Raw genomic sequence first — 12,179 nt, 5'->3', positions numbered from 1 at the left:
GTCTCGGACCACCCCGATGGCGTGCCAGCCGACGCATGGAACGCCCTGCTTGCCGGCCAGGCCGAACCCACGCCCTTCATGCGCCACCAGTACCTGGCCGCGCTGCACGCCAGCGGCAGCGCCACCCCGGCGACCGGCTGGACGCCGGCGTTTGTCACGCTGTGGCGGGGCGAGGTGCTGCAGGCCGCCTGCGCGCTCTACCTGAAAGACCATTCCTACGGCGAGTACGTGTTCGACTGGGCCTGGGCCAACGCCTACGAGCAGCACCGCCTGGCCTACTACCCCAAGGGCGTGGTGGCCGTGCCCTTCACCCCGGTGCCCGGGTCGCGGTTGCTGGCGGTGGACGCAGAGGCCCGCGCTGCGCTGGTGCAAGCCCTGGTCGCCTGGTGCGGGCAGCAGAAGCTGTCGTCGCTGCACCTGTTGTTTGGCAGCGACGACGACGTGCTGGCAACGAAAAGTGCGGGTCTCATGCAGCGCCACACCGTTCAGTTTCACTGGACAAACATGGCCCCCACGCTCGGCACTGGCGTGTCCTCGCTGCCCCCCGAGGGGGCGCGTTTCGCCTTGGGGCGGCCCGGCGGCGAAACCATCACCCCAGGTTACGCCAGCTTCGACGACTTCCTCGCCACGCTGGCCCAGGACAAGCGCAAGAAGATCCGCCAGGAGCGGCGCAAGGTGGCCGAGGCCGGTGTGCGCTTCCGCTGGGCCCGGGGCAGTGACATCGAGGCCCGCGACTGGGATTTTTTCTACCGCTGCTACGAACGCACCTACCTTGAGCATGGCAACCCGCCCTACCTGAGCCGCGACTTCTTCCAACGCATGGCCGACCACTTGCCCGAGCACTGGCTGCTGTTTGTGGCGGAACGCGATGGCCGCGCCATCGCGTCCAGCTTGATCGCGGTGTCGGACACCGATGGCGTGGCCTGGGGCCGCTACTGGGGTGCGCTGGAGCGGGTCGACTGCCTGCACTTTGAGGCCTGCTACTACCAGCCGCTGGCCTGGTGCATCGCGCACGGCTACCGGCGTTTTGAGGGCGGCGCCCAGGGCGAACACAAGATGGCCCGCGCGCTGCTGCCGGTGCGCACCACCTCGGCCCATTGGCTGGCCCACCCGGCCTTTGCCGACGCGGTGGACCGCTTCCTGGCGCGCGAGGGCGAAGGCATACAGCACTACCTGGACGACCTGGAGCGCCGCAGCCCGTTCCGCCAGGCCAAGCCCGCAGCCTGAGCGGCCAGACCCCGGACAAACCCGCGTCCCGGGAGGGACAGGATTGAAGGGGTGGCACTCTAAAAAACGGGCTTTTGCCGCTTGGGCTTGTTGTCCAATTGGGTTTGAGTTCAACCACACGTTGACCAGGCCGATAAGTCTGGCAACCGCCACCATGCCCCGCTCCCAAGCCAAAACACCGCCCCCCTCTGCCCCGCATCCCGGGCTGGCCGATGTGCCTGCGCCCGGGCCGCTGCTGCTGGCGCTGGAATTCCGCGCGTTCTGGGAGTTCGGTGCGGTGCTGCCGAGCTGGCCGCTACTGCAGCGCGCCCCCGCGGGCGATGGCCACACCGTGATCGTGTTCCCCGGCTTGTCGGCCAACGACGGCACCACGCTGCCACTGCGCCGCTACCTGGATTCGCTGGGCTACCAGACCCGGGGCTGGGACCAGGGCTTCAACTTCGGACCGCGGCCCGGCGTGCTGGAAAGCGCCACCCGGCAATTGCACCAGGCCTGCGACCTCAGCGGCGACAAGGTCAGCCTGATCGGCTGGAGCCTGGGTGGCATCTATGCCCGTGAGTTGGCCAAACTGCATCCCGAGATGGTGCGTGGCGTGATCACGCTGGGCACGCCGTTTTCCGGCTCGCCGCGCAGCACCAACGCCTGGCGGCTGTATGAGCTGACCAGCGGCCGCGACAGCCACCGCGAGATCGAGCACCGCGACCTGCCCGCCGCCCCGCCGGTGCCCACCACTTCGGTGTTCTCCCGCACAGACGGTGTCGTGGCCTGGCAAGGCAGCCAGCAGCACCCCTGCCCCGTCAACCCCCACACCGAGAACGTCGAGGTGCTGGCCAGCCACTGCGGCATTGGCCTGAACCCCAGCACCTGGTGGGTGGTGGCCGACCGGCTGGCCCAGCGGCCCGGCGCCTGGCAGCCCTTCGAGCGCAAACGCGGCCTGCACGGCCTGATCTTTCCCGACCCGACGCGCTGACGCGGGCCCTCGGCATGAAAAAAGCCTGCCTGGGACATTCCCAGGCAGGCTTTTTTTTGGGTGGTGGGGCGTTGCCCCACGTGCGCCGATGCTCAGACGCCGTTGGCCTTGTTGTAGGCGGCCACGCCGTCGGTGATTTCCTTCTTGGCGGCATCCACACCTTCCCAGCCCAGGATCTTGACCCACTTGCCTTCTTCGAGGTCTTTGTAGTGCTCGAAAAAATGCGAGATGGTGCGCAGGCGCAGCGGGTTCATGTCTTCCGGCTTTTGCCACTGGGTGTAGAGCGAGCACTTCTTGTCGATGGGCACGGCCAGCACCTTGCCGTCGACGCCAGCCTCGTCTTCCATCATCAGGATGCCGATGGGGCGGCAGGTGACCACCACGCCGGGGATCAGCGGCACCGGGGTGATGACCAGCACGTCCACCGGGTCGCCGTCGCCGCTCAGCGTCTTGGGCACATAACCGTAGTTGGTGGGGTAGTGCATCGAGGTGCTCATGAAGCGGTCGACAAAAATCGCGCCCGACTCCTTGTCCACCTCGTACTTCACCGGATCGGCGTTCATCGGGATCTCGATGACGACGTTGAAGGATTCAGGGATGTTTTTGCCGGGGGAAACTTTGTCGAGAGACATGGTGATGCTTTGTCGTGTGAGGTGGACGGGAACGGTCGGGATTAACCCTTATTTTACTTTCGTCTGGCTTGCGACCCCATCGGACGTGCGATTTTTCACGGTACATTCCGGCGGTTGGCCAATCGTCTCCATCGACAGTCGGAGCGACGAGGAAGCAACGCAGCGGATACACCGCCTTGCGTTGTGTGTCCTCCAAGCAAAAACGACATAGGAGATTCATCATGGTTGGCAATTCAGCGCTGATATTGGCGCTTGTCTGCGGGCTGGTAGCGGTTGGCTACGGTGTATGGGCCCGTGGATGGATTCTTTCTCAGGATGCGGGCAATGCGCGGATGCAGGAAATTGCAGCCGCCATTCAGGCCGGTGCCGCCGCTTACCTGGCGCGACAGTACAAAACCATCGCCATCGTCGGCGTGGTGCTGGCTGTTCTCATAGGCCTGTTCCTGGACGGCAAAACGGCCATTGGCTTCGTGGTGGGCGCGGTGCTGTCGGGGGCTTGCGGCTTCATCGGCATGAACGTCTCGGTGCGCGCCAACGTGCGCACCGCCCAGGCCGCCACCAAGGGCATTGGCCCGGCGCTGGACGTGGCCTTCCGCGGCGGCGCCATCACCGGCATGCTGGTGGTGGGTTTGGGCCTGCTGGGCGTGGCCGGTTTCTACTGGTTCCTGGTCGGCAACGGCAACCTGACGCCGGACAAAAGCCTGGCCACGCTGCTCAACCCGCTGATCGGCTTTGCCTTTGGCTCGTCGCTGATTTCCATCTTCGCCCGGCTGGGCGGCGGCATTTTCACCAAGGGCGCTGACGTGGGCGCCGACCTGGTGGGCAAGGTCGAAGCCGGCATTCCCGAGGACGACCCGCGCAACCCGGCGGTGATCGCCGACAACGTCGGTGACAACGTCGGTGACTGCGCCGGCATGGCGGCCGACCTGTTCGAAACCTATGCGGTGACGCTGATCGCCACCATGGTGCTGGGCGCCCTGCTGGTGGCCGCGGCCCCGGTCAATGCGGTGCTGTACCCGCTGGCCCTGGGCGGCGTGTCCATCGTGGCCTCCATCATCGGCTGCTTCTTCGTAAAGGCCTCGCCCGGCATGAAGAACGTGATGCCGGCGCTGTACAAGGGCCTGGCGATTGCCGGCGTGTTGTCGCTGGTGGCGTTTTATTTCGTCACCTTCTGGCTGATGCCCGACAACGCGATTTCGGCCACCGGCAGCCAGATGAAGCTGTTCGGCACCTGTGCGGTGGGCCTGATCCTGACCGGCGCGCTGGTCTGGATCACCGAGTTCTACACCGGCACCCAGTACAAGCCGGTGCAGCACATCGCGCAAGCCTCGACCACCGGCCATGGCACCAACATCATTGCCGGTCTGGGCGTGTCCATGCGTTCCACCGCCTGGCCGGTGATTTTTGTCTGTATCGCCATCCTGACGGCTTACCAACTGGCCGGCCTGTACGGCATCGCGATCGCGGCCACCTCCATGCTGAGCATGGCCGGCATCGTGGTGGCGCTGGACGCCTACGGCCCCATCACCGACAACGCCGGCGGCATCGCCGAAATGTCGGAGCTGCCGGCCAGCGTGCGTGACATCACCGACCCGCTGGACGCGGTGGGCAACACCACCAAGGCCGTCACCAAGGGCTATGCCATCGGCTCCGCCGGCCTGGCCGCGCTGGTGCTGTTTGCCGACTACACCCACAAGCTGGAAAGCTATGGCCGCGCCATCACCTTCGACCTGAGCGACCCCATGGTCATCGTGGGCCTGTTCATCGGTGGCCTGATCCCCTACCTGTTCGGCGCCATGGCGATGGAGGCCGTGGGCCGCGCCGCCGGCTCGGTGGTGGTGGAAGTGCGACGCCAGTTCGCAGACGGCGAGATCATGGCCAACAAGCGCAAGCCCGACTACAGCGCTGCGGTCGACATGCTGACCACCGCCGCCATCAAGGAAATGGTGATCCCGTCGCTGCTGCCGGTGGTGGTACCCATTCTGGTGGGCTTGCTGCTGGGCCCCAAGGCCCTGGGTGGTTTGCTGATGGGCACCATCGTGACCGGCCTCTTCGTGGCCATCTCCATGTGCACCGGCGGCGGTGCCTGGGACAACGCCAAGAAGTACATCGAAGACGGCCACCACGGCGGCAAAGGCTCGGAGGCCCACAAGGCCGCCGTGACCGGCGACACCGTGGGTGACCCCTACAAGGACACCGCCGGCCCGGCCATCAACCCGCTGATCAAGATCATCAACATCGTGGCCCTGCTGATCGTGCCCTTGATGGTCAAGTTCCACTCGGGCGAGGCGCCCAAGGCCGCCATGGCCGCCCCGGCGGCCGTCTCGGCACCGGCCGACGCCGCCATGGCCGCACCCAAGGTGGAAGCCGGCGCCGCCAAATAAGCCGCCCTTGGCCCGCAGCGCGGGCCAGCCACAAAAAAGCCCGCTTCGGCGGGCTTTTTCCATGGCGGGGCGGCAGTTTCAGCGCAGCGGTGACAACACCGAGCGCACCAGCGTGGCGGCCGGCCCCACCAGCGCGGTCAGCGACTCGGTGCGGTTGTTTTCGATCGCGTGCAGCACCAGTTCGTGGATGCCGCCCACCACCGCCATCGCCAGGCTGGCGGTCAGGGCCGGATCGGCTGCTGGCTGCCGCCCGCCCTCACCCACCACCTCAACCACAAAGTCCGCCAGGTCGTCGTTGGTCTTGCGCCGGGCGGCCAGGCCCTCGGCGCCGGAGTGGAGAATCTCGATGAACAACGTGCGCAGCAACTGCGGGTTGCTGGCCAAGCAACCCAGGTAGGCCTGCAGCGCATGGTCCACCTGGGTGGCCCAGTCGCGGGTGGGGTCGACCGCGCCCTTGAGCACCTTGAGCGCGCCGCCACTGGTCGCGTTGTACAGCGCAATCAGGCAATCGCTCTTGGTCAGGAAATGTTCGTAGAAGGTGCGTTTGGACACCCCGGCCTCACGCACGATGTCGGCCACCGTGGTGTCGGCGTAGCCCTTGCTGGCCAGGCTGCGGGCCAGGCCGTCGAGCAGCCGATTGCGGTAGGTCTCGGCGGACAGGCGGTGACCCACCTCGGGAGCGGCATCGGCAAGAGCGTTGGCAGAATCGGCGGCCATGCGGGTCAGACAGTCCAGAAAAGATCCAATCGGTACTTGACGGTACCAAATTCATCGCATCAAATAACACTCACCTCGGTACAACAAGGTACCAGCTCATCGGGAGTTTCACAAATGACTGAACTTGTCGTCCGCCGACTGCTGGTTGACCTGGAAACGCCATTCCAACGCCACTGGTGTGGCGGCGACGCCTTCCGGACCGCGCTGTTCAATGCGCTGTCCATGAGTTTTCCGGTGGGTGAGCAATTCTTCATCGACTCGGTGCGCGACGGCCTGAAAGCCATGTCACCCGAGCGACAGCAAAAGTATAAGGCCGAAGTCCAGGGCTTCATCGGCCAGGAGGCCACCCACCGCCGCATCCACAGCCTGTTCAACGGCCATTTGGAAAAGCAAGGCCTGGTCAACCACTGGGCGCCACGCATCGAGAGAAAAATGAAAATCTTCGACGGTGGCGATGTTCGCCACCGCCTGGCCGTGACCGCCGCCAACGAGCATTTCACCGCCATCCTGGCCGAGTGGATGCTGGCCAACCACGACCGCATGGGTGACTGCGAGCCCCGGCTGAAAACCATGTGGCTGTGGCACAGCGCCGAAGAATCGGAACACAAAACCACCGCCTTCGACATCTACCGCGCCCTCGGCGGCGGCGAGGCATGGCGCCTGAGCTGGTTCCGCCGCGTCACCTTTTTCTTCCTCACCGACCTGTTGCGCCAGGTGGTCAGCAACCTGCGGCAAGACGGCACGCTGTGGCGATGGCGCACCTGGAAGAGTGCGGCCAGCTATTTGTTCGGCCAACGCGGTCTGATTCGCCAGGCCTACAAGCCCTGGACCGCGTACTTCCGCGCCGACTTCCACCCCGAGCAGCAGGACAACACCTTGTCCGAGCACTGGCTGCGCGACAACCAGAACCAGTACGCCCGCGTGGGCACCTGAAACTTCGCCAGCCCGTCAAAGCCCCCCAAAAAGCCGCTGAACAGCGGCTTTTTGGGGTGCGTGGACTTCAGTCTTTGATGGCTTCCACCTGGATCAGCAGCCTGACGTTGTCCGGGATGCCGGGCAGGCCATGGCCCATGCCCCATTGGCTGCGGGCGATGGTGGCCTCGAAATCGCCGCCACAGACCTCGCGCTTGATGTAGCTGTTCTCGGCGCAGTTGAAATGGCTGGCCTTGAGCATGACCGGGCGGGTTTGCCCCAGCAGCGTCAGCTGGCCTTCGACGCTGGTCACCTTGTCACCGGAGAAGGTGAATTTGTCGCCCACGAAGCGTGCCGTGGGGAACTGCTCCGATTTGAAAAACTGCCGTTTCAGAACGCCGTCGAACGGCGCCGTTCCGGTGTTGATCGACGCGGTGTCCAGCGTGATGTCCACCGTGCCGGTCTTGGCGGTTTTGTCGAGCGTGATGCTGCCTTCTTTTTTGTCGAAGCGGCCCCGGCTGGTGGAGGTGCCTTGGTGCATGACCTCAAAGGTCACAAAGGTGTGGGTCGGCTCCACGCTGTAGGTGCCAGGGGCCGCCTGGGCCGCAAAAGCCAGCGCCAGACCGGCCAGTGCGATCAGGGAATGTGTCATCGGGAAAGTCTCCAGTGGGTGGGGGCAAGGGGGCGATCAGAGGGCGGCCACGCCGGTCAGCACCAGCTTGAAACGCACGCTGACCTCGTTGGCCACGATGGATACGTCGTTCCACTCGCCTTCGCCAATCTTGAAATCGTTGCGCTTGATGGTGAAACTGCCAGTCGCGGTGGTGTTGGCGCCGGCCTGCACCAGCGTGGCCGGAACCACCACGTCCTTGGCAATGCCTTTGATGGTGAGTTTGCCGGCGATCTCGAACTTGCCGCCACCCAGCGCCTTCATACCGGTCGATGCGAAGCTGGCCTGCGGCACCTTGGCGCTGTTGAACCAGCCGGGCTGCTTGAGCTCGGTTTCGGTCTCCACCGAGCCCAGGCTGGCACTCGCCAGGTCGATGCTGAAGGTCGCCTTGCCGGCCTCGGGCTTCTTGGGATCAAAGGTGATCTGCGCGTCGAACCGGGTGAAGCGCCCTTCCACCGGCACACCCATCTGTTTGCTGACAAAGACAATCTCGCTTTGGGTGGGCAGCAGCTTTTGCTGGGCGTGAACACCGGCCGCCAGCAGCAGGCCGGCCAGCACCATCCAGGGTTTCTTCATCGCAATCCTCACAATCAAACAGAGATGGAGCGGCGCCAGCGCCACAGGTTCCCCATCAGGACCACATCCGGCGCATAAGGCCGTCGCGGTCGATGAACTGGTGCTTCAGCGCGCTGGCCACATGCACCAGAACCAGCACCGCCATGGCCTTGGCCAGCCCGCCATGCCAGGGCTTGAGCGCGGCGGCGAGCTCCTTGCCCGGGGTCACCCAATCCGGCAGCGGCAGCACACCGAACAACACCACCGGGAAACCGGCGGCCGAGCTGTAGGCCCAGCCCATCAGCGGTGTGGCAAAAAACAGCACATACAACAGCGCATGGGTGGCGTGGGCCACGCGGCGCTGCCAAACCGGCATCGGCACGTCGGCCGGCGGGCGGTGGCTCAGCCGCCACAACAAACGCAGCGCCGACAGCGTCAGGATGCAGATGCCGGCCCATTTGTGCCAGTTGAACAACTGCAGCCGCAGCACCGACATCTTCATGTCCACCATCTGCAGGCCCACCGCAAAACTCACCACGATGGCCAGGGCCAGCATCCAATGGAACAGCATGGCCACACGGGTGTAGCGATGGGAAGGCAGGGAACGGGACATGCAACAGAGTCGGCCGCCAGGCCAGCGCGGAGGATGGCGGTGACAGCCGAAGATTTTGAAATACTGCCATCGTAGTGTGCTTCATCACCCCCCTGCCGTCGTGCGGGCTTTGTGCATGGATTTGTGCCTTATTGCCGCGCCTTGACCCACCGGTCGGTGTAAGCACCACTGACAGGCCGGCCGCGGACCGGCGACAATGTGGCCCATGTCAGAACGTGTCATTCCCCTCGTCGACCAGCGCATCGCCGGCTTCACCACCCCGGCGGCGGCCTTCGACCCCGCCCGCCGCATCGCGCCGAGCGGGCTGTTGTCCGACACCCTGGGCCGCCCGCTGACCGACCTGCGAATCAGCGTCACCGACCGCTGCAATTTCCGCTGCAGCTACTGCATGCCCAAAGAGGTGTTCGACAAGGACTACCCCTACCTGCCCCACAGCGCGCTGCTGTCGTTTGAAGAAATCACCCGGGTTGCCAAGGTGTTTGTGGCCCATGGCGTGCGCAAGCTGCGCCTGACCGGTGGCGAGCCGCTGCTGCGCAAAAACCTCGAGGTGCTGATCGAACAGCTGGCCGCCCTGCGCACCGTCGACGGCGAGCCACTCGACCTGACCCTCACCACCAACGGCTCGCTGCTGGCCCGCAAGGCCAAGGCCTTGCGGGCCGCCGGTCTGAACCGTGTCACCGTCAGCCTCGACGGCCTGGACGACGCGGTGTTCCGCCAGATGAACGACGTCGACTTCCCGGTGCAGGACGTGCTCAAGGGCATCGCCGCCGCCCAAGAGGCCGGCCTGGGCCCGATCAAGGTCAACATGGTGGTCAAGCGCGGCACCAACGAGCACGAAATCCTGCCCATGGCCCGGCATTTCCGCGGCACCGGCATCGTGCTGCGCTTCATCGAGTACATGGATGTCGGCGCCACCAACGGCTGGCGCATGGACGAGGTGATGCCCTCGGCCGAGGTGGTGCAGCACATCCACCGCGAGCTGCCGCTGGTGCAGCTCGACCCCAGTGCCACCGGCGAAACCGCCGAGCGCTGGGGCTATGCCGACGCCAGCGGCCAATCTGACCCCAGCCTGGGCGAGATCGGCGTCATCAGCAGCGTGACCCAGGCCTTCTGCAGCGACTGCAGCCGGGCCCGGCTGTCCACCGAGGGCAAGCTCTTTCTGTGCCTGTTCGCCAGCCAGGGCTACGACCTGCGCAGCCTGGTGCGCGGCGAAGGCGATGTGGCCGCCCAAGACGCGCTGCTGGCCTCGGCCATTGGCCACATCTGGCAGGGCCGTGGCGACCGCTATTCCGAGCTGCGCGCCAGCCTGCCGCCGGACGCCGGCGGTGGCGGGCGGCGGGTGGAGATGAGTTACATCGGCGGATAAGGGCGCCCCCACGGTTGCTCACTGCGTGTAGCGCCCTGCCCCCCGAGGGGGCCGCGTTTCGCCTTGGGGCGGCCCGGCGGCGAAACCGGTCCACACCCACAGACTTGGTCCCTGAACACAATGATTGATCCCCAAAACATCACCGGCGTTGTGCTGGCCGGCGGCCGGGGCTCCCGCATGGGCGGGGTCGACAAGGGCCTGCAGAATTTCAACGGCATGCCGTTGGCGCTGAATGCCTTGCTGCGGCTGCAGTCGCAGGTCGGCCATTGCCTGGTCAATGCCAACCGCAACCTCGCCGCCTACGAATCCTTTGGTGCGCCGGTCTGGCCCGACAGCCTGGGCGACTACGCCGGCCCCTTGGCTGGCTTTCTGACCGCGCTGGAGCGTTGCGAAACCCCCTGGCTGGCCACCGTGCCCTGCGACAGCCCGCTGTTTCCCGCCGACCTGGTGGCCCGGCTGGCCGCGGCCGCTGAGCGCGAGCAGGCCGAGATTGCCATGGTGGCGGCCCGCGAAGAAGACGGCCAGCTGCGCGCACAGCCGGTGTTCTGCCTGCTGCGGGTTGATCTGCTGGAAAGCCTGGTGCGTTTCACCCAGGGCGGCGGTCGCAAGATCGACACCTGGACCGGCCAGCACCGCCAGGTGCTGGTGCCTTTTGATGGGCCCGGCGACGCGCCGCAGGCCTTCTTCAACGCCAACACCCTGGCCGAACTGCACCGGCTGGAACAGGCCTGAGCCCGGGCCAGGCCACCGGGCCGGCACTGTCTGTGGACGCCCAAAGCAGAGACAATCTCGGTCATGAAATCCATTGAGCAGATCGCGGCTGAGCTGCAGGGCTACGACCCGCAGGCCTTGAGCGCCGACGCCGTCAACGACTTTCTGAGCCAGCTGGTGGCGCCTGTCACCGACACCGAGACGGTGGGCATCTTTGAGGCGCTGGGCCGGGTGGTGGCGCGCGATGTGGTCTCGCCGCTGAACGTGCCACCACACGACAACTCGGCGATGGACGGCTACGCCTTCAACGGCGCCGAACTGGTGGACGGGGAAGCGCTGGTGCTGCAACTGGCCGGCACCGCCTTCGCCGGCAAGGCCTGGGCCGGCCAGGCCAGCGCTGGCCAGTGTGTGAAGGTCATGACCGGCGCCATCATGCCGGCCGGCCTGGACACCGTGGTACCACTGGAGCTGGCCGTGCCCTCGGGCACCCAGGTGACGGTGCGGCCCCACACGGTGCGCCCCGGCGACAACCGCCGCCTGTGTGGCGAAGACATCCGGCAAGGCAGCGCCGCCCTGCGGCAAGGTGACCTGATGACCCCGGCCGCGCTGGGCCTGGTGGCCAGCCTGGGCTTGTCTGAGCTCACGGTGTTCCGCCGGCTGCGGGTGGCTTATTTCTCCACCGGTGACGAAATCCTCAGCCTGGGTGAGCCGCCCCGTGAAGGCGCGGTCTACGACAGCAACCGTTACACCGTGTTCGGCCTGCTGAGCCGGCTGGGCGTGGAGGTGATCGACCTCGGTGTGGTGGGCGACCAGCCGGCCCTGCTGGAGGCCACCTTCCGGCGCGCCGCCACCGAGGCCGACGCCATCATCACCAGCGGTGGGGTCAGCGTCGGCGAGGCCGACCACACCAAGGCCATGATGAAACAGCTGGCCGGCGATGCCGGGGGCGTGGCCTTCTGGCGCATCGCGATGCGGCCGGGCCGGCCGATGGCGGTGGGCCGCATCGCCAAACACGCACCAGCCACAACCTCCGGCCAGACACCCGACAGCGCTATCCTGTTCGGCCTGCCGGGCAACCCGGTGGCGGTGATGGTCACCTTTCTGGCCTTTGTGCGCCCGGCCCTGCTGCGCATGATGGGCCGCCAGGCCGCCCCGTTGCCGCTGCTGCGCGCCCGCAGCCTGGAGCCCTTGCGCAAGAAGCCGGGCCGCACCGAATACCAGCGTGGCACGGTGAGCACCGCCGCCGATGGCAGCCTTCAGGTCTGCACCACCGGCAACCAGGGCTCGGGCGTGCTCAGCTCCATGGTGCAGGCCAATGGCCTGATCGTGCTGCACCACGGCCAGGGCAATGTGGCAGTGGGAGACGAGGTGGATGTGATGATGTTCGATGGGGTGATTTAGAGCCCCCACGCTCCCCCACTG

The 12,179-nt window shown here is 66.1% G+C and carries 12 protein-coding genes; 7 read left to right on the top strand and 5 right to left on the bottom strand.

The window, feature by feature from the left end; all coding sequences use genetic code 11:
• The first annotated feature begins 21 nt into the window (after positions 1–21).
• Together AC4BAR_RS09240 and AC4BAR_RS09235 are read left to right on the top strand one after the other, a co-directional pair.
• A complete protein-coding gene (locus tag AC4BAR_RS09240) occupies positions 22–1,227 on the top strand; it encodes a GNAT family N-acetyltransferase (protein WP_490627562.1) in 1,206 nt (401 codons plus the stop codon).
• A gap of 154 nt (positions 1,228–1,381) precedes the next feature.
• On the top strand, positions 1,382–2,197 hold the full coding sequence (locus AC4BAR_RS09235; RefSeq protein ID WP_490627561.1) for an esterase/lipase family protein: 816 nt from the start codon (positions 1,382–1,384) through the stop codon (positions 2,195–2,197).
• 92 nt (positions 2,198–2,289) lie between these two features.
• On the opposite strand, the gene ppa is transcribed toward AC4BAR_RS09235, so the two are convergent.
• Positions 2,290–2,829, bottom strand: a complete 540-nt coding sequence (ppa, locus tag AC4BAR_RS09230) for an inorganic diphosphatase (protein WP_490627560.1) — start codon at positions 2,827–2,829, stop codon at positions 2,290–2,292.
• A gap of 221 nt (positions 2,830–3,050) precedes the next feature.
• Between ppa and AC4BAR_RS09225 the strand changes: the two genes are divergently transcribed.
• Positions 3,051–5,213 (top strand): sodium-translocating pyrophosphatase, encoded by a 2,163-nt coding sequence (locus AC4BAR_RS09225; RefSeq protein WP_490627559.1) that lies wholly within the window; start codon positions 3,051–3,053, stop codon positions 5,211–5,213.
• Positions 5,214–5,291: 78 nt separating this feature from the next.
• On the opposite strand, the gene AC4BAR_RS09220 is transcribed toward AC4BAR_RS09225, so the two are convergent.
• Positions 5,292–5,930: a TetR/AcrR family transcriptional regulator gene (locus tag AC4BAR_RS09220; RefSeq protein WP_490627558.1), complete on the bottom strand. Its 639-nt coding sequence runs from the start codon at positions 5,928–5,930 to the stop codon at positions 5,292–5,294.
• 114 nt (positions 5,931–6,044) lie between these two features.
• Here AC4BAR_RS09220 and AC4BAR_RS09215 point away from each other — a divergent pair, with 114 nt between their 5' ends.
• The gene (locus tag AC4BAR_RS09215) at positions 6,045–6,863 is read left to right on the top strand and encodes a metal-dependent hydrolase (RefSeq protein WP_490627557.1); all 819 of its coding nucleotides are present in this window, start codon (positions 6,045–6,047) and stop codon (positions 6,861–6,863) included.
• 67 nt (positions 6,864–6,930) lie between these two features.
• On the opposite strand, the gene AC4BAR_RS09210 is transcribed toward AC4BAR_RS09215, so the two are convergent.
• From AC4BAR_RS09210 to AC4BAR_RS09200, 3 genes are read right to left on the bottom strand one after another with little or no spacing between them, the layout of a single operon-like run.
• Entirely contained in the window at positions 6,931–7,494 is a 564-nt protein-coding gene (locus AC4BAR_RS09210; protein WP_490627556.1) for a YceI family protein, read from the bottom strand.
• Positions 7,495–7,530: 36 nt separating this feature from the next.
• Positions 7,531–8,088 carry a YceI family protein gene (locus AC4BAR_RS09205; protein WP_490627555.1) on the bottom strand — a complete coding sequence of 186 codons (558 nt, stop codon included), beginning with the start codon at positions 8,086–8,088 and terminating at the stop codon, positions 7,531–7,533.
• Positions 8,089–8,143: 55 nt separating this feature from the next.
• Positions 8,144–8,680: a cytochrome b gene (locus tag AC4BAR_RS09200; RefSeq protein WP_490627554.1), complete on the bottom strand. Its 537-nt coding sequence runs from the start codon at positions 8,678–8,680 to the stop codon at positions 8,144–8,146.
• Positions 8,681–8,885: 205 nt separating this feature from the next.
• On the opposite strand from AC4BAR_RS09200, the gene moaA reads away from it, so the two are divergent.
• The 3 genes from moaA to moeA all read left to right on the top strand — a co-directional run bounded on the left by moaA (position 8,886) and on the right by moeA (position 12,158).
• The gene (gene moaA, locus AC4BAR_RS09195) at positions 8,886–10,046 is read left to right on the top strand and encodes a GTP 3',8-cyclase MoaA (RefSeq protein ID WP_490627553.1); all 1,161 of its coding nucleotides are present in this window, start codon (positions 8,886–8,888) and stop codon (positions 10,044–10,046) included.
• A 120-nt stretch (positions 10,047–10,166) separates the two neighbouring features.
• Positions 10,167–10,778 carry a molybdenum cofactor guanylyltransferase MobA gene (mobA, locus tag AC4BAR_RS09190; protein ID WP_490627552.1) on the top strand — a complete coding sequence of 204 codons (612 nt, stop codon included), beginning with the start codon at positions 10,167–10,169 and terminating at the stop codon, positions 10,776–10,778.
• 63 nt (positions 10,779–10,841) lie between these two features.
• Positions 10,842–12,158 (top strand): molybdopterin molybdotransferase MoeA, encoded by a 1,317-nt coding sequence (gene moeA, locus AC4BAR_RS09185; RefSeq protein WP_490627551.1) that lies wholly within the window; start codon positions 10,842–10,844, stop codon positions 12,156–12,158.
• Positions 12,159–12,179 lie beyond the last annotated feature (21 nt).

Source organism: Rhodoferax sp. SPJ4 (assembly GCF_058216275.1).
Note: the sequence above shows the minus strand (reverse complement) of the source record. Positions and strands in the feature narration are given on the sequence as shown.

Coding starts and splice junctions, on each gene's coding strand:
- AC4BAR_RS09235 (WP_490627561.1), top strand. CDS start 1,382: ATGCCCCGCTCCCAAGCCAAAACACCGCCCCCCTCTGCCCCGCATCCC.
- ppa (WP_490627560.1), bottom strand. CDS start 2,829: ATGTCTCTCGACAAAGTTTCCCCCGGCAAAAACATCCCTGAATCCTTC.
- AC4BAR_RS09225 (WP_490627559.1), top strand. CDS start 3,051: ATGGTTGGCAATTCAGCGCTGATATTGGCGCTTGTCTGCGGGCTGGTA.
- AC4BAR_RS09220 (WP_490627558.1), bottom strand. CDS start 5,930: ATGGCCGCCGATTCTGCCAACGCTCTTGCCGATGCCGCTCCCGAGGTG.
- AC4BAR_RS09215 (WP_490627557.1), top strand. CDS start 6,045: ATGACTGAACTTGTCGTCCGCCGACTGCTGGTTGACCTGGAAACGCCA.
- AC4BAR_RS09210 (WP_490627556.1), bottom strand. CDS start 7,494: ATGACACATTCCCTGATCGCACTGGCCGGTCTGGCGCTGGCTTTTGCG.
- AC4BAR_RS09205 (WP_490627555.1), bottom strand. CDS start 8,088: ATGAAGAAACCCTGGATGGTGCTGGCCGGCCTGCTGCTGGCGGCCGGT.
- AC4BAR_RS09200 (WP_490627554.1), bottom strand. CDS start 8,680: ATGTCCCGTTCCCTGCCTTCCCATCGCTACACCCGTGTGGCCATGCTG.
- moaA (WP_490627553.1), top strand. CDS start 8,886: ATGTCAGAACGTGTCATTCCCCTCGTCGACCAGCGCATCGCCGGCTTC.
- mobA (WP_490627552.1), top strand. CDS start 10,167: ATGATTGATCCCCAAAACATCACCGGCGTTGTGCTGGCCGGCGGCCGG.
- moeA (WP_490627551.1), top strand. CDS start 10,842: ATGAAATCCATTGAGCAGATCGCGGCTGAGCTGCAGGGCTACGACCCG.